This window comes from Rhodoplanes elegans, from assembly GCF_016653355.1.
Lineage (GTDB): Bacteria > Pseudomonadota > Alphaproteobacteria > Rhizobiales > Xanthobacteraceae > Rhodoplanes > Rhodoplanes elegans.
Genome location: NZ_NHSK01000180.1, coordinates 1 through 18,567 on the forward strand (window position 1 = coordinate 1; position 18,567 = coordinate 18,567).

At 69.4% G+C, this 18,567-nt stretch carries 16 protein-coding genes and 1 tRNA gene; 9 read left to right on the top strand and 8 right to left on the bottom strand.

All coding sequences use genetic code 11. From position 1 onward, the window contains the following. The first annotated feature begins 214 nt into the window (after positions 1-214). From CCR97_RS22090 to CCR97_RS22105, 4 genes are all read left to right on the top strand, one after another. Positions 215-304: transfer RNA gene (locus tag CCR97_RS22090), tRNA-Ser, on the top strand. Between the two features lie 161 nt (positions 305-465). Continuing rightward, entirely contained in the window at positions 466-1,065 is a 600-nt protein-coding gene (locus CCR97_RS22095) for a TetR/AcrR family transcriptional regulator (RefSeq protein WP_111358250.1), read from the top strand. A 10-nt stretch (positions 1,066-1,075) separates the two neighbouring features. Continuing rightward, the gene (locus tag CCR97_RS22100; protein WP_111358251.1) at positions 1,076-1,357 is read left to right on the top strand and encodes a YciI family protein; all 282 of its coding nucleotides are present in this window, start codon (positions 1,076-1,078) and stop codon (positions 1,355-1,357) included. A 1,238-nt stretch (positions 1,358-2,595) separates the two neighbouring features. Next, positions 2,596-3,579, top strand: coding sequence for a quinone oxidoreductase family protein (locus CCR97_RS22105; RefSeq protein WP_201159853.1), 984 nt, complete (start codon positions 2,596-2,598; stop codon positions 3,577-3,579). A 92-nt stretch (positions 3,580-3,671) separates the two neighbouring features. Here the strand turns inward: CCR97_RS22105 and CCR97_RS22110 are convergent, their stop codons facing one another. Beyond that, positions 3,672-3,899: a hypothetical protein gene (locus CCR97_RS22110; RefSeq protein ID WP_111358252.1), complete on the bottom strand. Its 228-nt coding sequence runs from the start codon at positions 3,897-3,899 to the stop codon at positions 3,672-3,674. A 127-nt stretch (positions 3,900-4,026) separates the two neighbouring features. On the opposite strand from CCR97_RS22110, the gene CCR97_RS22115 reads away from it, so the two are divergent. The 3 genes from CCR97_RS22115 (at position 4,027) to CCR97_RS22125 (ending at position 7,240) form a co-directional block, all read left to right on the top strand. Next, a complete protein-coding gene (locus CCR97_RS22115) occupies positions 4,027-4,260 on the top strand; it encodes a hypothetical protein (protein WP_146618797.1) in 234 nt (77 codons plus the stop codon). Between the two features lie 759 nt (positions 4,261-5,019). Beyond that, a complete protein-coding gene (locus CCR97_RS22120) occupies positions 5,020-6,477 on the top strand; it encodes a TAXI family TRAP transporter solute-binding subunit (RefSeq protein ID WP_111358254.1) in 1,458 nt (485 codons plus the stop codon). Further along, positions 6,470-7,240 carry a potassium channel family protein gene (locus CCR97_RS22125; protein WP_111358255.1) on the top strand — a complete coding sequence of 257 codons (771 nt, stop codon included), beginning with the start codon at positions 6,470-6,472 and terminating at the stop codon, positions 7,238-7,240. The genes CCR97_RS22120 and CCR97_RS22125 overlap by 8 nt, the downstream gene beginning before the upstream one ends. 94 nt (positions 7,241-7,334) lie before the next feature. Here the strand turns inward: CCR97_RS22125 and CCR97_RS22130 are convergent, their stop codons facing one another. The 6 genes from CCR97_RS22130 to CCR97_RS22155 all read right to left on the bottom strand — a co-directional run bounded on the left by CCR97_RS22130 (position 7,335) and on the right by CCR97_RS22155 (position 12,539). After that, on the bottom strand, positions 7,335-7,526 hold the full coding sequence (locus tag CCR97_RS22130) for a hypothetical protein (RefSeq protein WP_111358256.1): 192 nt from the start codon (positions 7,524-7,526) through the stop codon (positions 7,335-7,337). A 156-nt stretch (positions 7,527-7,682) separates the two neighbouring features. Further along, a complete protein-coding gene (locus tag CCR97_RS22135; protein ID WP_111358257.1) occupies positions 7,683-8,681 on the bottom strand; it encodes a branched-chain amino acid ABC transporter permease in 999 nt (332 codons plus the stop codon). After that, the gene (locus CCR97_RS22140) at positions 8,678-9,559 is read right to left on the bottom strand and encodes a branched-chain amino acid ABC transporter permease (RefSeq protein WP_111358258.1); all 882 of its coding nucleotides are present in this window, start codon (positions 9,557-9,559) and stop codon (positions 8,678-8,680) included. Before CCR97_RS22140 ends, CCR97_RS22135 begins: the two co-directional genes overlap by 4 nt. Before the next feature lie 228 nt (positions 9,560-9,787). Continuing rightward, positions 9,788-11,014 carry an ABC transporter substrate-binding protein gene (locus tag CCR97_RS22145; RefSeq protein ID WP_201159854.1) on the bottom strand — a complete coding sequence of 409 codons (1,227 nt, stop codon included), beginning with the start codon at positions 11,012-11,014 and terminating at the stop codon, positions 9,788-9,790. 75 nt (positions 11,015-11,089) lie between these two features. Beyond that, positions 11,090-11,794, bottom strand: coding sequence for an ABC transporter ATP-binding protein (locus CCR97_RS22150; protein ID WP_111359836.1), 705 nt, complete (start codon positions 11,792-11,794; stop codon positions 11,090-11,092). Further along, positions 11,787-12,539 carry an ABC transporter ATP-binding protein gene (locus CCR97_RS22155; RefSeq protein ID WP_111359835.1) on the bottom strand — a complete coding sequence of 251 codons (753 nt, stop codon included), beginning with the start codon at positions 12,537-12,539 and terminating at the stop codon, positions 11,787-11,789. The genes CCR97_RS22150 and CCR97_RS22155 overlap by 8 nt, the downstream gene beginning before the upstream one ends. Before the next feature lie 581 nt (positions 12,540-13,120). Between CCR97_RS22155 and npdG the strand changes: the two genes are divergently transcribed. After that, complete coding sequence (npdG, locus tag CCR97_RS22160) at positions 13,121-13,810, top strand: NADPH-dependent F420 reductase (protein ID WP_111359834.1); 690 nt, start codon at positions 13,121-13,123, stop codon at positions 13,808-13,810. A gap of 277 nt (positions 13,811-14,087) precedes the next feature. Here the strand turns inward: npdG and CCR97_RS22165 are convergent, their stop codons facing one another. Continuing rightward, complete coding sequence (locus tag CCR97_RS22165; protein WP_146618701.1) at positions 14,088-15,104, bottom strand: helix-turn-helix domain-containing protein; 1,017 nt, start codon at positions 15,102-15,104, stop codon at positions 14,088-14,090. Between the two features lie 237 nt (positions 15,105-15,341). Between CCR97_RS22165 and CCR97_RS22170 the strand changes: the two genes are divergently transcribed. Next, on the top strand, positions 15,342-18,473 hold the full coding sequence (locus CCR97_RS22170) for an autotransporter domain-containing protein (protein ID WP_111356615.1): 3,132 nt from the start codon (positions 15,342-15,344) through the stop codon (positions 18,471-18,473). The last annotated feature ends 94 nt before the right edge of the window (positions 18,474-18,567 follow it).

The following is an 18,567-nucleotide window of genomic DNA, read 5'->3' on the forward strand; positions in this document are numbered from 1 at the left end:
CGGCAGGCCCGTCGAGGCCCGGCCGCGGCGCGACGGTGGCGGCGCGGCCGTGACCGCGACGGGCCCGGAGCGCGCCGCGATGGCCTCGCGGGAGCCGCGCGGGATCGGCGAGCAGGCGGCAATTCGAGGCCCGAGGCACGCAGCCCGACCGCGCCGCCGAGAACCTTGACGCCCCGCGCAAAGCGCGAAACAAGAGCCGGCCCATCGCGGCATCGGACGGGTGGCCGAGTGGTTGAAGGCAGCGGTCTTGAAAACCGCCAGAGGCGCAAGTCTCTCGTGGGTTCGAATCCCACCCCGTCCGCCATCTTGCCGACAGCCCCCTGCCAGAAACGACCGGCCGCAGAGTTCCGCCGCACGTCCGGCGGCGCACTTGACTTTGTAGGACGCATGACCTAGTTCTTAGGGCAATTGTCCTACGCGGCGGCGAAGATCTCGCCTTCTCCGTCGTGATCGTGGGGTCCGGTAATCGGCGCGCGGAAAACCCGTGAGCAGATCGTGATTGTCGCCGACCGGCTCTTCTACGAGCATGGTTTCGAAGCGACATCCTTCGCCGACATCGCCGGGGAGGTCGGCCTCTCGCGCGGCAACTTCTATTATCACTTCAAGACCAAGGACGAGATTCTCGACGCCGTGATCGCGCAGCGCCTGGCGCACACCCGCGCGATGCTGGAAGCGTGGGAGCAGGCGTCGACCTCGCCGCGCGATCGGATTCGCAGCTTCGTTCAGATCCTGATCACGAACCGGACGAAGATCGTCGCCCATGGTTGTCCGGTCGGCACGCTGTGCAACGAGCTGGCCAAGCTCGAGCACGCCGCCAAGGACGATGCGGTTCGTCTGTTCACGCTGTTGCGCGCATGGCTCTCCCGGCAGTTCGTCGCGCTCGGGCGCGAGGCGGATGCCGATGCGCTGGCGCTTCACCTCCTGATGCGCAGCCAGGGCGTCGCGGCGCTGGCCACCGCCTTCGGCGACGACGCGTTCGTCCGCCGCGAGGTCGCCGACATGGAGGCGTGGCTGCACGCCCAGTGCCCGGCCGACCGGCCCCCCGAGACCTGCCGACCAGCCTGAGGGAGGCGCCGTGTTCATCATCACGCTTCGCTTCGCCGACACCCGTGCTCCGCAATTCATGGAGGGGCACAACGCCTGGATCAGGCGCGGCTTCGACGACGGCGTCTTCCTGCTGGTTGGAAGCCTGCAACCGAATGCAGGCGGTGCGATCCTGGCGCACAATGCATCGTCCGACGAGATCGAGGCGCGGGTTCGGGACGACCCCTTCGTGGCCGAAGGCGTGGTCAGCGCCGAGATCGTCGCCGTCACGCCGGGCCGGACCGACAGCCGGCTCGCCTTCCTGAACGCCTGAGCCACGGACCCGACCGGTCCAACCCGGCCCGCAGGTAACCACGCCGCGAAAATCGCCGAAAGCGTCAGGTCGTCGACCGAGTTCGACTCGACTTCCGCGGGCTGTTGGGGAAGACTGCGCGCCGACGGCCGGCGAGGCCTGTGCGCGTCTCGCGCGCATCCCTCGGAGCAAAAAAAGAGGCCGCGCGGCGTAAACGTCGGCGGCCCGAAGTCTAGGGAGGAAACGCCCAAGGAGGGCACCGCCGGCCGTCAGCCAGCGGCGTGTCTGGAATACGTTGCTGCGACGCGCTGCACATCCGGCAAGTCCCGTAGTTCAAAGGGCTAATCGGCCCGATCGTCACTCCGAAGCCACACCTTTCTGCAGCTTTCGGGCGATACGATAAAGGGACACTTACGGACCATAAGCGCATCCGGCCGGACTTGATAACGACCGCGCAGGGCATCATAACGTCAGGTAAAGGCGGCCACACAGGCACGCCATCGGGTCACCTCGGAACCAGATCGGTGGGCGAATCACTCGATGCGACTCACGTCGCGCGTGTCACGTCCCGTGCCTCTGGCCAGACGCCCCGGCTCACACGACCCGTCTCACTCGACTCAGCTCACGCGACTCGGCTCACACGACGCGGGCCAGACCCGCGCTCATGGCCCGGGACTCGTCATGCCCGCGCGTGGCGCGCGCATCCACGACTCGCGGCCGTCGGCGCCTCACGATCGTGGAGGGCCGGGACAGGCCCGGCGTGACGGAAGACGGAGAGGCTGCACGGATCGCGATGGCGGCGCTGGTCACGCGCGTCGCCCCGACGCGGCGGGGCCGGCGGTGCCGAACAGGATCCGAGTAAAAGAAAAGGGGTGGTCCGCGAGGACCACCCCTTTCGTGTCGCACCACTCACCCCCGTGAAGCGGCGCAACGAGGCCTTTCTAGGGGGTCGGGGCGTGTCGGACTTTGACACAGATCAGAGAGACGCATTTTTCTGATCCTGCCGGAGCCCCGGCGACAACGTCGCCGTGCGCCACGCGGTGCATCTCGCGGAGCGCGCGCCGCGACGCGACTGCCGGCCGGGGCGGCCCCTCGGTCGTCATCCGTTGGTGTTCACCCCGTTGGTTTTCACATGGCACGCCCCCGCCGGCGCGCGTTCCGGCGGGCCGAGAGATCGGTGACACTCCGGGTCCACCGGCCCGCATGTCCGCACAACAACCCGCCGCGGTGCCGGATCCCTGGAACGGTTCGGAGGAAACATGAGCAGCAAGGCACGGGTGGTGAGATACGCGCAGCCGGGCGGCCCCGAGGTCCTGGCGATGGAGACGATCGATCTCGCCGACCCCGGTCCGGGCGAGGTGCAGATCCGCCAGTCCGTCGTCGGGCTCAACTATCAGGACTGCTACTTCCGCTCCGGCTTCTATCCGGCCCCCCTGCCCGGCGCGGTCGGCACCGAGGCGGCCGGCACGGTCGAGAAGGTCGGCGCCGGCGTCACCGAATTCTCGGTCGGCGACCGCGTCGTCTATGCGGGCGGCGCGTCGGGCTCCTACGCGGATCTGCGCAACATGCCGATCGAGCGGGTGCTGAAAATCCCGGCCGGGGTGTCGGAGGCGGACGCCGCGGCGCTGCTGATGAAGGGCATGACGGTCGAGTATCTGATCACGCGCTGCTATCCGATCAAGCAGGGCGAGTGGGTGCTGTTCTGGGCGGCCTCGGGCGGCGTCGGCCTCATCGCCGGCCAGTGGGGCCGGCACATCGGCGCCCGCATGATCGGCGTCGCGGCCGGCGAGGAGAAGTGCCGGCTGGCGCGCGAGAACGGCTACGAGGTGGTGATCGACCGCACCCGCGAGGACGTCGCGGCGCGGGTGAAGGAGATCACCGGTGGAGCCGGCGTTCCGGTGGTCTACGATTCGGTCGGCAAGGCGAGCTTCGACGCCTCGATCGCGTCGCTGGCGCCGCGCGGGTACTTCGTCTCGTTCGGCACGACGACGGGCGCGCCGCCGCCGGTCGAGGCCGGCCTGCTGCAGAAGAAAGGCTCGCTCTATTTCACCCGGCCGACGCTCGCGACCTACTGCGCGACGCGCGACGAGATCGCCATGTCGGCCGGCAAGCTGTTCGGGCTGGTCGCCGCCGGCGCGATCAAGGCCCATGTCGGCCGGCGCTACCGGCTCGACGAGGCCGTGCAGGCCCACCGTGACCTCGAGGCGGGGAAGACCATCGGCTCGTCGCTGCTGATCCCTTGAGCGGCGGAACGCCCGCGAGGCGGCGCACGGACCGGACGACGCACGGCAGCCGTCGGGGAACCCGACGGCTGCCGCAGGACACTCCGAAACCGTTACTGCGAGCAGACCTTGACGGTCTTGACCGCGCTCTCGGCTTCGGTGCGGGTGGTGTAGACCTTTCCGTCGCCGACCACGACGGTGGTCTGAGTGGTCGGCTTCTTGTCGACGACGGTGCAGCGTTTCGTCGACGTGTCTTGCACGATGTAGTACTCGGTCTTCTGGGCCAGTGCCGTCCCGGCAGTCGTGAGAACCAAGGCTGTCGTGATCACGAACTTCGTCATGACGTCATCCTCTGCTTGTCGGAGTGGTCTCAGGTGGAGCTTTGGCGCGGCGGTCTGGTGACCGCCGTCCGATCAACGGCCGCTTCCGGCCGATCCGCCCACCGTCGCCGCGGCGCCGCCGCTGCCGGTGGTGGAGGTCGAGGCGCCGCCCGCGCTTCCGGACCGCCCCTCGGTCGTGGTCGTGGTGGTGCGCGAGCGGGTCGTGGTCCGGGCGCTCACGCCCCCGGTTTCGTCGCGGACCCTGACCGAGCTCCGCGGCTCGTCGACCGTGCGCTGGATCGTGGTGCGCGACCGCACGACCGCGGCCGGCTTCCGGCGCTCGACGACCGTGGTGCGAGACCGGACCGGCGCGCTCGAATAGATGCGCGTGCGTTTCTTGGCATAGCGCTTCTTCGCGACCACCGTGACGGACGGCGATCGCTCCTCGTAGCGGACGACCGAGTGGCGGTGCCGCCGAACCTTCACGTCCCCACCCCCGGCGCGCATGTCGATCACGGTGCGGCTCCGGGTCGAGCCGCTGTCGACGCGGGCGCCGGCGGCATCGCCGCGGACGGCGGCACCGGGGCGAGCATCGCGGCCGCTCGACGAGTGGTGCCGAGTCGAGGATGAAACGGCGCCAGTCGCCGCACCACTCCCGGTCGAGTCTCCCGCGGGTTGCGTCGTCTGACCGGCGGCTATTCCGGAGAAGCCGAGCGCGGCCGCAGTACTCAGCGCGAGCAAGACGGTCCTCATCGAGGTCTCCTCTTTTGCTCCCCGAAGAATGAACCTCCCGTCACAGCCCCGGTTTCGAATAGGATCCACTTTTTCTGATTAACGACTGTTCACGACGGTCATGAACTGATCACGACCGCGATCTCGTCCGGTCGGCACGCACCGCCGAGCCGACGTCACACCTCGCCCGCGTGCTCCGGAGCCGACGTCCGCGAGAGCGACTTTGTCGCGCGGTGCGTGCGGGCCGTGACGTGAGGAGACGACCTCGGGCGCCGGCTAGCCAGATCGGGTAAGGTGCCGATCGGTACGGCAGACCCGCACGATCCACGATTCGGTGCGCTCGACACGCAGCCCGAACCAGACGATACGAGCTGCAGTGCAACGATGCGGATCCGCCCGGAGGACAGTCATGGACCATGGACAGTTCCAGAAGGTCGCCGGCGCAGCAGCCGGAGCGGCCGTGGTGGCCGGCATCGCCGCCGTCGCCACCGGCCGCCTGCCGCGCTGGCTGCGCATCACCGTCGTGCTGGGCGCGACCGTGCTCGCCTTCGCGGGCGGCCTGTGGGGGTGGCGCTACGTCACCGCGCCGAAGACCCTGACGGTCGCGACCGGATCGCTCGGCGGCGAGACCCCCAAGGTGGTGTCGGCACTCGCGGCGCGGCTCGCCGCCGCCAAGGCGCCGGTACGGCTCCAGGTGATCGACAAGGGCAGCGTGCTGCACGCCACCGAGGCCTTCTCGTCCGGCGAGGTCGACCTCGTGGTCGGGCGCTCCGACGTCGGCGACCTCGGCGACGCGCGCGCCGTCGTCATCGTGTCCAACATCGTGGTTCTGCTGGTGACGCCGCCGGGCAGCAAGATCACCGAGATCGCCGAGCTGAAGGGCAAGACGGTCGGGGTGATCAGCGGCCCGGTCAACCGCGAGGTCGTCGCGGCGCTCAAGCGCGAATACGATCTCGACCACCTCAAGGTGACGTTCCGCGACCTGTTCGTCACCGACGCGCCGGCGGCGGTCGCGTCCAAGCAGGTCGCCGCCATCCTGGTGGTGATGCCGCTGACCGAGAAGTATCTGGCGATGCTGCGCAGCCTGTTCCCGAGCGGCCGGGGGTCGCCCGGCCTGATCCCGATCGAATCGGCCGGCGCCATCGCGGCCGTGTCGCGCGCCTACGAGAGCTATGACGTGCCGAAGGGCACGCTGCGCGGCTCGCCGCCGATCCCGGACGACGACCTCACGACGCTGCGCGTGCCGGTCCATCTGCTGGTGCGCAAGACGATCGACGAGGACACGGTGGCGGCACTCGCCAAGGCCATCATGGACGTCCGGCGCGATCTCGTCGGCGAGTACCCGCTGCTCGCCCAGATCGCCGCGCCGAGCACCGACAGCGACGCCTTCGTGCCGATCCACCCCGCCGCCGCCGCGTATTTCGACGGCAACGTGAAGACCTTCTTCGACAAGTGGGGCGACCAGATCTTCTACGGCTCGATGCTGCTCGGCGGCCTCACCTCGGTGGCGGCGGCGGCCTGGCGCTTCATGTCGCGCGACTTCGGCCGCGAGATCAACGCGCTCGCCGGCCTGCGCGGCTTCGCCGAGCGGATCGAGGCGGCCGCCGACGAGCCGGAGCTCGCCGCCATCGAGCGGCAGATCGACGCGATCCTGCACGCCGAGCTCGAACGCATCGCGGCGCGCGATCCCGATGCCGCCGACCCGGCCGCGCTGTCGCTCGCCACCCACCGGCTGGAGCGCCTGATCGCGCGCCGCCGGGAGGCATTGACCGGCGTCTCGTCGACGGCGGCACCGCCGGCACCGACCGCGACCGCAACGTCAACCGACACGGCCGAACCGGCCGGCGCGGAGCCGCAGCATGCGTGAGCCGACGAGCGCACGGGCGGCGCGCGGCTTCCGGGCGCGGCTGCAGCGCGCCCAGGAACGCTGGAGCGATCCGCTCCTCACCGTGCTGATGGTTCTCATGCTGCTCCTGTTCTTCGTCGCCGTGCCGCTGCAGGCGACGGGCTCGGAGCCGGGGCAGATGCTCGGCGCCGTCGTGCTGCTCGGCATCATGGCGTGCGCGCTGGTGATGTCGGGCAATCCCTGGGTGTTCGCGCTGCTGCTGGTCGGCCTGGTGATGAACGGCACCGCCGTGGTGCTGCGCCTGCACACGCCGTCCCGGATGGACATCATGCTGGCCGCCGGCGGCTGGCTCATCCTCTCCGTGGTGCTCGGCTCGGTGGTGGCGCGGCTGGTGTTCGGTCCCGGCCGGGTGAACACTCACCGGGTCATCGGCGCCGTGCTGCTCTATTTGCTGGTCGCCGCCGCCTTCGTGGCCGTCTACGCCTTCGTCGGCCTGTTCATCCCGAACGCCTTCGCCGGGCTCGAGATCGTCGACAGCCCGAGCAACGCTAGCAACCTGATCTATTTCAGCTTCGTCACCCTGACCTCGACCGGCTACGGCGACATCGCACCCGTCCACCCGATCGCCCGGGCCTGCTGCAACATCGAGACGATCATCGGCCAGCTCTATCCGGCGACCCTGCTGGCCCGGCTGGTGACGCTGGAGTTGGAGCACCGGCGCGAGCGCATCGCCGGCCGCGACGCCTCGCGCGGCGAGCACCCGGGGCGCGGCCGACGGGAGTGATGCGATCAGCGGTCGACGCACACGGCAGCCGACGGGCGGGCGATCACCCTGCCCCGTTCACTGCCTTTCGTGCTCGGTCCGTTGCTAATCCGCCCTATTCAGCGCCCGACAGCATCCGGTGGCCGTGCTCGGTCAGCCGGTCGTGGTGGTCGATCAGGCCGTGGTCGCGCAGGCCGTCGACCACCCAGGCGTGGAGCGTGGCGGCGTGCCCGTGGGCGACGCGCGCGAGGTATTGGCACATGTCGGACGTCGGCATGAACGCGACCAGATCGCTGCGCTGAAGCACGGGGAGGCTCCTGCTCGGGTTGCACACGCACAAGATGGTACCGGTTCGGCGCCGCAGTGCAACACTTTTGTTCGTTGTGGGCTTACATTCTGTAATATTCTTTCCCGCACTGCAGCATAAGCGCGAGCGGGGCCGACGGCCGGGGACGCCGGAGGCTCACTCGGCCGGCGCCTCGCGCGTGACGCCATCGTCGCGCGCCCCCCGGCGCCGGGCGAAGGCGACGATCTCGCCGACGATGCCGCGCCGGAACAGCAGCACGGTGAGCACGAAGATGCAGCCCTGCGCCACCAGCACCCACTCGCCGAACCCCGTGAATGTGTTCTGCATGACCACGATCACGGCGGCGCCGACGATCGGGCCGAACACCGTGCCCATGCCGCCGACCAGGGTCATCAGCACCACCTCACCGGACATCTGCCAGGTGACGTCGGTGAGCGAGGCGAGCTGGAACACCAGCGCCTTGGTGGCGCCGGCGAGGCCGGCGAGCGTCGCCGACAGCACGAAGGCGATCAGCTTGAAGCGGTCGACCGCGTAGCCGAGCGAGACGGCGCGCGGCTCGTTCTCGCGGATCGCCTTGAGCACCTGCCCGAACGGCGAATGGATGGTGCGCCAGATGATCAGGAAGCCGGCCGCAAAGATCGCCAGCACGACGTAGTAGAGCGAGAGGTCGGACGAGATGTCGATCACGCCGAACAGCGGCCGGCGCGGGATCGCCTGGATGCCGTCCTCGCCGCCCGTGAACGGCGCCTGGAGGCAGAAGAAGAACACCATCTGGGCGAGCGCCAGCGTCACCATGGCGAAATAGATGCCCTGCCGGCGGATCGCGATCGTGCCGGCGAGGAGGCCGAGCCCGGCCGCGACCGCGGTGCCGGCGAGGATCCCGAGCTCGGTCGAGAGCCCCCAGGACTTCACCGTGTAGCCGGACACGTAGGCGGCGAAGCCGAAGAACATCGCGTGGCCGAAGGACAACAGCCCGACATAGCCGATCAGCAGGTTGAAGGCGCAGGCGAACAGCGCGAAGCACAGCACCTTCATCAGCAGGACCGGATAGACGACGAACGGCGCGGCGACGAGCGCCGCGATCAGCACGGCGAAGACGATCATGTCGACGTTGCGGCCGTTGCCGTTGGCGGCCCTTCGGCTCGTGCTGGTCATCGCGGCGTTCCGAACAGGCCCTGCGGGCGCACCATGAGGACGATCGCCATGATGACGAAGATGACGGTGGCGGAGGCCTCCGGCCAAAACACCTTGGTGAGGCCCTCGATGACGCCGAGCCCGAAGCCGGTGACGATCGAGCCGGCGATCGAGCCCATGCCGCCGATCACGACGACGGCGAACACCACGATGATCAGGTTCGAGCCCATGGTCGGGTTGACCGTGTAGATCGGCGCGGCGAGCACGCCGGCGAGCGCCGCGAGGCCGACGCCGATCCCGTAGGTCAAGGTGATCATGCGCGGCACGTTGATGCCGAAGGCCTGGACCAGCTCGGGCCGCTCGGTGGCGGCGCGCAGATAGGCGCCGAGCTTGGTCCGCTCGATGGTGAACCAAGTGACGAGGCACACGGCGAGCGAGAAGGCGACCACCCAGCCGCGGTACCAGGGCAGAAACATGAATCCGAGATTCTGCCCGCCCGGGATCGGGTTCGTGTAGGGCAGCCCGGACGAGCCGTATTGCTGGCGGAACAGCCCCTCGACGATCAGGGCGAGCCCGAAGGTGAGCAGGAGCCCGTAGAGATGATCGAGGTGATAGAGGCGCGAGATCAGCAGGCGCTCGATGACGATGCCCGTCGCCCCGACGATCACGGGCGACAGCACCAGCGCCCCCCAATACGGGATGCCGGCGTATTGCAGCAGCATCCAGGCCACGAAGGCGCCCATCATGTACTGGGCGCCGTGGGTGAAGTTGATGACGTTCATCAGGCCGAAGATGATCGCGAGCCCGAGCGACAGGAGCGCATAGAACGCCCCGTTGATCAGCCCCAGCAGGAGCTGACCCATCAGGGCCTGGGGCGGCACCCCCAACAGCTCGAACATGTCTGCGTCACCTCGAGTCTCGTTCGCTCACCTCTCCCCGCCGTGCGGGAGCGCGGCTATTGCCGCGCCAAAGAGGTCGACGTCCGCGCGAACAGCGCGGATGTCGGGTGAGGGGGCGTCTCCGTAGCCACGAGAGGCCCCCTCACCCGACTCGGACCTTCGGTCCGAGCCACCCTCTCCCCGCGCAGCGGGGAGAGGGAACAACAGGCTTCAGCCAGGACTTCGCCTTCACTTCACCAGCGCGCAGCCGCCCTCGGCGAGCGGGCGGAAGGCTTCCGCGGCCGGGATCGTGGCGACGACCTTGTGGTAGTCCCACGGGCCCTTGCTCTCTTCCGGCTTCTTCACCTCGACCAGCATCAGATCATGGATCTTGCGGCCGTCGGCCCGGATCGTGCCCTTGCCGAACAGCTTGTCGTCGGTCGGCATCTCCTTCATCTTGGCCACCACCTTGGCGCCGTCGCCGTCCGAGCCGAGCGCGTGCACGGCCTTGAGATAGTGCATCACGGCGGAGTAGACGCCGGCCTGCACCATGCTCGGATAGTTGCCCTTGTTGGCGGCCGAGAACTCCTTGGCGAAGGCGCGGTTGGCGTCGCTCGTATCCCAGTACCAGGCCTCGGTGAAGGTCAGGCCCTGCGCCGTCTTCAGCCCCAGCGCGTGGACGTCGGTGATGAACACCAGGAGGCCGGCGAGCTTCTGGCCCCCCTGGACGATGCCGAACTCGGACGCCTGCTTGATCGAGTTGATGGTGTCGGCGCCGGCATTGGCGAGCCCGATCACCTGCGCCTTCGATCCTTGCGCCTGCAACAGGAACGAGGAGAAGTCCTGGGCCGGGAACGGATGGCGCACCTTGCCCAAAACCTTGCCGCCCATCTTCTCGACCACGGCCGCGGTGTCGCGCTCGAGCGCATGGCCGAAGGCATAGTCGGCGGTCAGGAAGTACCAGGTCTTGCCGCCCTGCTTGACCATCGCCGAGCCGGTGCCGTGCGCTAGCGCCCAGGTGTCGTAGGTCCAGTGGATCAGGTTGGGCGAGCAGGCCGAGCCGGTGAGATCGGAGGCGCCGGCGCCCGAGTTGAGGAAGACCTTGTTCTTTTCGCGGGTGATCTGATTGACCGCGAAGGCGACCGAGGAGGTCGGGGTGTCGACGATCACGTCGACCTGCTCGACGTCGTACCAGCGCCGCGCCACGCCGGCGCCGATGTCCGGCTTGTTCTGGTGATCGCCGAACACCACCTCGATCTTCTCGAAGCACTTCTGCGCCTTGCAGAAGTCCTCGACCGCCTTCTTCGCGGCGAAGACCGAGCCCTGGCCGGACAGGTCCGCGTAGGTGCCGGACTGGTCGTTGAGGACGCCGATCTTGATGACGCCGTCGCTCATCTGCGCGCTCGCCGGGCCGCCGGACCCGATCGAGAGCGCCGCGGCGGCGAGGCCTCCGAGCAGCATGGACTTGGTCTTCATCTGATTTCCTCCGGATTTTTTCTGGTCGCTTGGTTGGCTTGTCGGCCGGGCGCGACGAGACCCCGAAGAGTCCGGTCAGACGCCCAGATAGGTCTTCAGCTTCTCCCGGTTCTGCTCCAGCGCGGCGTTGGGGATCATGTCGATCACCTGGCCGTGCTCGACGACGTAGTGACGGTCCGCGACCGTCGCGGCGAAATGGAAGTTCTGCTCGACCAGCAGCACCGTGAAGCCGTGCTCGCGCAGCATGCGGATGGTCGCCCCGATCTGCTGGACGATGACGGGCGCGAGCCCCTCGGTCGGCTCGTCGAGCAGCAAGAGGTCGGCGCCGGTGCGCAGGATGCGGGCGATCGCCAGCATCTGCTGCTCGCCGCCGGAGAGTTTTGTTCCCTGGCTGCCAGATCGCTCGCGCAGGTTGGGGAACAGCTTGTAGATCGCCTCGAGATCGAGCCCCCCGGCCTTCACGCGCGGTGGCAGGAGCAGGTTCTCCTTCACCGAGAGGCTCGCGAAAATGCCGCGCTCCTCCGGGCAGATGGCGATGCCGGCGCGGGCGATGGCGTTGGACTTGAGATTGATCAGCTCGCGGCCGTCGTACTTCACCGAGCCGGTGCGCTTCGCCAGCATGCCCATCACGGCCCGCATGGTCGTCGTCTTGCCGGCGCCGTTGCGGCCGAGCAGCGTCACCACCTCGCCGCGGGCGACCTCGAAGCTCATGCCGTGCAGGATGTGGCTCTCGCCGTACCAGCCCTCGAGATCGCGGACCTGCAGCAGCGGCTCAGCCATGGCCGGTCCCCATGTAGGCCTCGACCACGGCCGGGTTCGACGACACCTCGGCGTAGGAGCCCTCGGCGAGGATCTCGCCGCGCGCCAGCACGGTGATGCGGTCCGACAGGTCGGCGACGACCGAGAGATTGTGCTCGACCATCAGCACGGTGCGGTTCTCGGCAACGCTCAGGATGAGATCGGAGATGCGCTTGATGTCCTCGCGGCCCATGCCGGCCATCGGCTCGTCGAGCAGCAGCATCTCGGGATCGAGCGCCAGCGTCGTCGCGATCTCCAGCGCCCGCTTGCGGCCGTAAGGCAGCTCGCCGGCGGTAAGGCGCGCATAGGAGGAGACGCCGACCTGCTCCAGAAGATCCATGGCCTGGTCGTCGAGCACCTCGACGGAGCTCTCCGGCTTCCAGAAATGATACGCGGTGCCGAGCGGCCGCTGCAGCGCCACCCGCACGTTCTCCAGCACGGTGAGATGCGGGAACACGGCCGAGATCTGGAACGAGCGCACCAGCCCCATGCGGGCGACGTCGTGCGGCTTCATCCTGGTGATGTCGCGCCCGTTGTAGAGGATCTTTCCGGTGGTCGGCTGCAGGAACTTGGTGATCAGGTTGAAGCAGGTCGTTTTGCCGGCCCCGTTGGGGCCGATGAGGGCGTGGATGGTGCCGCGCGCGACCTTCAGGTCGACATTGTTGACGGCCCGAAAGCCCTTGAACTCTTTCGTGAGATTTTCGGTCTCGATGACCCAGTCCGTCATGCGGGCCGATCCGTTTCGCTGCCGGTGGCCGTCAACGGAACGGCCGGCCGCGGCGGCCAGCCGACGAATGTGCGGCATGCGCCCTCGGCCGCGCGTCGGCGTGCGATGCCGGATGCGCCGAGAGCCGCGCCGAAGGGCGGCGCGCAGGATGCAATTCGAGTGTCCGGCGAAACGTCACGCCGCGTCTCCTCCCTGGAAGGGGCGGTCCGGACCGGCCGCCCTCGTGTTCTCGTTGGACGTCTTCTTCTGGGTCTTTTGCTGCCCCGCCGGCGGCCCGCCCACCGGCCGGCCCACCGTCGAAGTGGGCGCAGTCTAGCAGAGGCGGTTTGCTTGGCGAGGCGTATTTTGGTCGTAGAGCCCGCGATGCGCGAGCCCACCCCGGGACATGCGGCCGCAGGGGGCCGGCGCCCGCGTCCGCCGCAGCTTCGGGCTTGCATCGAAGCGGCGGCTCGGCCCAGATGACGGCCCGTCCGCCGGCGCCCCCGCCCCTGCCCCGAGCCGGCCTCCTCCTGCCCGACGCGCTGCGTGCGGCTGCCAGACGCGGACGCTCTCGATTGGGCCGTGCGGCCCGAGGATGGATCATGACCGAAAGCCTCACCGGAAGCCTCAATGTCTGTGTCGTCGGCGGCACCGGAGCCGAAGGATCGGGCCTCGCGATGCGCTGGGCCCGGGCCGGCCACCGCGTCACCATCGGGTCGCGCGACGCCGCCAAGGCCGCCGCGGCCGCGACCGAGCTCAACCAGAAGCTCGGCAAGCCGCTGATCTGCGGCGCGGCGTCCGACGAGGCCGTGGCCGGTGCCGACGTGGTGGTGCTGACGGTTCCCTACGCGGGCCAGATGGCCACGGCGACCGGCCTGAAGGACGCGCTCGCGGGCAAGATCCTGATCGACGTGACGGTGCCGCTGGTGCCGCCCAAGGTGTCGCGCGTGCAACTCCCCGAGGCCGATTCTTGCTGCGTCGCCCTGCAGGCGGCGTTGGGCGAAAACGTCAAGGTCGTGTCGGCCTTCCAGAACGTCTCGGCCCACAAGCTGAAGGATCCGGACAAGACGATCGAGTGCGACGTGCTGGTGACGGGCGACGACAAGGAGGCGCGCGCCGTCGCGATCCGGCTCGCCGGCGACGCCGGCCTGCGCGGCATCGACGCCGGCCCGCTCGCCAACTCGGTGGTCGCCGAGGCGCTGACCTCGGTGCTGATCTTCATCAACCGCACCTACAAGGTTCCGGACGCCGGCATCCGCATCACCGGCATCGACCAGCCGAAGGCGGAGTGAGGCGGCTACGGGCCGATCAAGTCAGGCGCGCTCGGTCGAGCCTTCTCCACCACCGCCCCGGTGCAGACCTCGTGTCCCGGGCGCGGCGCGATGCGCCGCGAACCGGGAACCAGGGGCGATCGGGCGAGGCGCTTGGCGTATCGTCCGTCGCGTGGCCCCTGGGCCCCGGCTCTGCGGCGCGTCAGGCCTGCGGCCTGACACGCCTTGTCCGGGGCACGCAGCCGTGAATCGGGGCGGCTGTCTGGTCCGACACGGTCGCCAAATGCCCGCCCTGCCCTCACCCCAGCCCGGCGAGCCAGTCCTCGTGCAAGCGGTCGCCGACGCGCGGATCGACCGACGGGCGGTCGCGGCGGGCGAGCGGCGTAGCGGCGCGGCGGACCTCCGAGGGGGTGCGGCCGAAGCGCTGCTTGAAGGCGCGGGCGAAGTGGGTCGGGTCGGAGAATCCCCACGCATAAGCGATCTCCGCCACCTGCCGATGCGCCTGCTTGGCCGAGACGGGGTCGGTGAGGCAGCGCCGCAGCCGCTGCTCGCGGATGTGTTCGGCGATGCCGCCGACCGGGGCGAACAGGCGATAGAGCCGAGCGCGAGAGATGCCGAGCGCGGCCGCGATCATGTCGGGTCCGAGATCCGGCGCGGCGAGATGCGCCCTGATGAAGCCCTGCACCCGCAGGAGCTCGGCCTTGGCGAGCGATTCCGACACGTCGCCGCCCGGCTGGCCGACACCGTTGAAGGCGAGCGCCATCAACTCGACGAGGGCCGTGGCCGCGGCGCTCGCCTCGGTGGGCGAGAGCTGCGGCGCCGACTGATAGAGCGACAGCGTATAGGTGGAGACGAGCCGCCCGGTCGCGCTCGTCGGGTCGACGGCGGCGCCGTTGAGTGAATCCGGTCGCGCCAGCAGCGGCGCCAGCCGCCGGCGCGGGATGATGACGGACACGAGATCGAAGGTGGAGTTCACCGTGTCCATCGTGTCGGCGAGGTCGAACAGGATCACCTGCCCGGTCGGGAAGGACAAGGCGTGACGGCCGAGCGTCATGTCGATGGTGCCGCGGACCAGCACCTGGATCATGTAGTGATCGATCGAATCGTGGGCGACGCGCAGCGGCCGGCGATCGAACTTCGTGGCACTGGCGGCACAGCGCGACAGAATCAGGTCGTCGAGCAGATAGCTCTCCGCCCAGGCGTCGTAATGCTCCTCGTCGCCCGCCCGCACCAGCCCGACCTCGAGAAACACGCCGATGCTCTCCCGCCAGGCGGCGAACCGCTCGGGGTACGGGAGATCGGCAGTGTCGAACAACGAGACCGGGAGTTTCGCGGCGGCGCGCCGGGCCGTGGCATCGGAACGCGGAAGCAAACGAATGAGACGGATGTCCAAGCCTTGCCCCGTGACGAATTGTTTCTGTGTTGATAGCCCATAAGCAGTAAGCGCCAGGCTTTTTCAAGCAATGGCGCCCGCGCCGCCGCCCCTGCTCCACCCCCCTGATCCCGGAGCCGGGGCGGCGGCGCCGCTCAACGCTTTAGTGGGGATGACATCATGCGTGGTTCAAGCCGAATCGCCGCGCGCCGGCGCCTTCTGATGTCGGCGGTCGCGACACTCGCTCTGACCGAAGGTCACGGCGCCTTCGCGCAAGGCGTGCCGGGCAACCCGGCGAGCTTCGCCGCCACGCAGCAGTATCAGAACCAGTGGGGCCTCGATCTCATCCACGCCGCCGATGCGTTCGCGCGTGGCTACTCGGGCAACGGCGTCACGGTCGCGGTCGCCGACACCGGTTTCACCAGCGTGGTCCCCGGCTTCGGCGCGAAGATCGATCCGCGCAGCATGAACTTCGTGCTGCCGTCGGCCGGCGCCCCCTATGTCTCGAACCAGATCGACGACATCGGCTCGCACGGCACCCACGTCGCCGGCATCATCGCGGCCCCCTACGATCCGGCCAACTCCGGCAGCATGTACGGCGTCGCCTACGACTCCAAGCTGGTGGTGCTGCGCATGCTCGGGACCCCGACCGAGGAGGTCGGCCACCCGTCCGCGACGGCGCTCGACTACTTCCCGTCGCTCTCGAACGTGACGATCTACAACGCGAGCTACGGCCCCAATCTCGATACGATGACGAATTTGAAGACGTGGCCCTCGATCGCGATCGACGAGTACGAGGCGGCGGCGGTCGGACGCGCGCTCGCGGCCGGCAAGATCATCGTCGCCGCGACCGGCAACGACCGCGACAGCAATCCGATCGCCGGCCGCAACCCGAGCGGCATCGCGCTCATGCCGTTCATCCAGCCGAACCATGCGAATGCCGGCGTCTACGACGACGACGGCAACCGGTACAATTTCTCCGAGCTGCTCACCCAGTCCGGCCGGGTCGTCGCGGTGACGTCGGTCGACATCAACAAGCACATCGCCTCCTACGCCAACATGTGCGGCGTCACGGCGAGCTGGTGCGTCGCGGCGCCTGGCGGTGACCAGCCGGCCGGCGGCCCCGGCATCCTGTCGACGGTGCCGACCTCGGTGAACGCCAGCGGCTACGCGCAGAAGAGCGGCACGTCGATGGCGACGCCGACCGTGTCGGGCGCTCTCGCGGTGCTGCAGGGCGCGTTCCCCGGCTATTCGGCGGGCGACCTCGTCAACCTCCTGTTCGCGACCACCGAGGATCTCGGCGCTCCCGGCCTCGACGCGGTCTACGGCTACGGCATGATCCGCCTCGACCGGGCGACCGACGGTCCGACCTCGCTCGCCGCCGGCAGCACCGTGAACGTCGCGTCGCAGACCTCGACCTATTGGAGCCAGCCGCTCACCACCGCGGGCGGCTTCAGCAAGACGGGCGACGGAACCCTGGTGATCGCCGGCACGACGCACGCCACTGGAGACGTCAACGTCGCCGCCGGCACGCTGGCGGTCGGCGGCACGCTGGCGCTCGGCACGTCGATGACGGTCCAGCAGGGCGCGACGCTCGCCGGCTTCGGCACGGTGTCGGGCAATGTCCGGATCGCCGGCACGCTGGCCGCCGGTGCGGTGCCGAACTACGCCGATCTCGCCGCCAACAACGGCGGCTCGCTGCCGGCCGGCACGCCGCTCAACGGCTCCTCGCCCGGCCTCCTCACCTTCAACGGCAACGTCGTGCAGACCGCGACGTCGACCACCCGCCTCGACATCGACGGGACCTACAACGTCCCGGGCGGTCCCGGCACCTGGGATCGGATCGTCGTCTTCGGCTCCGGCTATTCCTTCACGGTCGGCGGCACGCTGGTTCCGGTCATGCGCGCCATCGCCGGCGGAAACAACGACTACACGGCCTCGCTCGGGTCCCGCTTCGCCTATCTGAAGGCCGAGGACGGCGCCCGTATCACCGGCTCTTATTCGGGTCTCCTCCAGCCGACCGCGGGCCTTCCGAACGGCACCCGCTTCGACGTTCTCTACTCGCCGACCCTGCTGTCGCTGGTGGTGACGCCGCAGTCGTTCCGCTCGCTCGCCGGGACGCCCAACCAGCAGGCCCTCGCCTCGGCGCTCGATGCGGCGCGACCGGCCGCCGGCGTGCGCCCGTCCGATCGCGCCAAGGGCGTGTTCGATGCCCTCTACGGACAGACCACGACGACCGGCTACACCGGGATGATCGACCAGATGACCGGCCAGGGACAGCCGGCCATGGTCGGCGCCGTCATGGGCGCGTACACGGCCTTCGGCACCGCCATTTCCGAGCGCCAGATGATGTGGCAGTCGGGCGGCGCCGCCGTGCAGTCGTCCTTCGCTCCGAGCCTCGCGCTCTCCTATGCGGGCCGTGACTCGAACGTCGAGACCCGGTTCGCCGGTTCGCCGCTCGCCGCCTACGCCTCCGCCGACCCGGCCGAGGCCTCGGCTGCCGCGGCGGCCGGCTGGACGGTGTGGGGCCAGGGCTTCGGCCGCTCCGCCCGCGTCGGCGACTCCGGCAGCCTGCCGGGCGGCAAGAGCCGCAGCGGCGGCGGCATCGCCGGTGCCGATCGCCAGGTCGCGCCCGACACGCTGGTCGGCGGCGCCTTCGGCGTCACCCGCACCACCAGCGACAGCGCCGGCACCACCGGCACCTCGGACACCTATGCGGGCGCCGTCTACGCCAGCTACATGCCGGGCCGGCTGGTGTTCGACGGGCGGCTCGCCGCCGGCGTCACGTCGCAATCCACGTCGCGCAGCGTCGCCGGCATGGGGACGAACGGCTCGACCGACGGCGTCGGCTTCCTGGCCGCCGGCGAGGCCGGCTATCGCCTGCCCGCCGGGCAGTTCACGCTGATGCCCTATGTCGGGCTGACCGCGCAGACCTTCCGGCGCGACGGCTTCACCGAGACCGGCACGTTCGGCCTCACCTTCCCGCGCCAGACCTTCGACAAGCTGACCTCGACGGCCGGCGTCGCCGCGAGCACCGTGTTCACGGCGCTCGACGGCGCCCGGTTCCGGCCGGAGGTGCGGCTCGCCTGGGGCCACGACTGGCGCGACGACGCGCTCACGACGCAGGCCTCGCTGCTCGACTCGCCCTTCGTCGTGACGGCGGCCGACCCGGGCCGCGACGCCCTGGTGACGCGCTTCGCCGTGACCGGCTGGCGCACCGAGGCGTTGCGCATCTACGCCGCCTACGACGGCGAGTTCCGCCGCAACGCCGAAGCCCACCAGCTCACCGGCGGCCTGCGCGTGTCGTGGTGATGAACTGAGGGTGCGCCGTCGACGACGGCGTGCTCTTTGACGAGAGAGCGGCCGCGATCCTCGGCCGCCAGCGCCGGGCGCCGCGTGCCCCGGA

What these genes read in the sequence shown, in the direction of transcription:
- CCR97_RS22135 (WP_111358257.1), bottom strand. Translation starts at nt 8,681, where the DNA reads ATGACCAGCACGAGCCGAAGGGCCGCCAACGGCAACGGCCGCAACGTC.
- CCR97_RS22105 (WP_201159853.1), top strand. Translation starts at nt 2,596, where the DNA reads ATGAGCAGCAAGGCACGGGTGGTGAGATACGCGCAGCCGGGCGGCCCC.
- CCR97_RS22110 (WP_111358252.1), bottom strand. Translation starts at nt 3,899, where the DNA reads ATGACGAAGTTCGTGATCACGACAGCCTTGGTTCTCACGACTGCCGGG.
- CCR97_RS22145 (WP_201159854.1), bottom strand. Translation starts at nt 11,014, where the DNA reads ATGAAGACCAAGTCCATGCTGCTCGGAGGCCTCGCCGCCGCGGCGCTC.
- CCR97_RS22170 (WP_111356615.1), top strand. Translation starts at nt 15,342, where the DNA reads ATGCGTGGTTCAAGCCGAATCGCCGCGCGCCGGCGCCTTCTGATGTCG.
- CCR97_RS22120 (WP_111358254.1), top strand. Translation starts at nt 5,020, where the DNA reads ATGGACCATGGACAGTTCCAGAAGGTCGCCGGCGCAGCAGCCGGAGCG.
- CCR97_RS22150 (WP_111359836.1), bottom strand. Translation starts at nt 11,794, where the DNA reads ATGGCTGAGCCGCTGCTGCAGGTCCGCGATCTCGAGGGCTGGTACGGC.
- CCR97_RS22125 (WP_111358255.1), top strand. Translation starts at nt 6,470, where the DNA reads ATGCGTGAGCCGACGAGCGCACGGGCGGCGCGCGGCTTCCGGGCGCGG.
- CCR97_RS22155 (WP_111359835.1), bottom strand. Translation starts at nt 12,539, where the DNA reads ATGACGGACTGGGTCATCGAGACCGAAAATCTCACGAAAGAGTTCAAG.
- CCR97_RS22140 (WP_111358258.1), bottom strand. Translation starts at nt 9,559, where the DNA reads ATGTTCGAGCTGTTGGGGGTGCCGCCCCAGGCCCTGATGGGTCAGCTC.
- npdG (WP_111359834.1), top strand. Translation starts at nt 13,121, where the DNA reads ATGACCGAAAGCCTCACCGGAAGCCTCAATGTCTGTGTCGTCGGCGGC.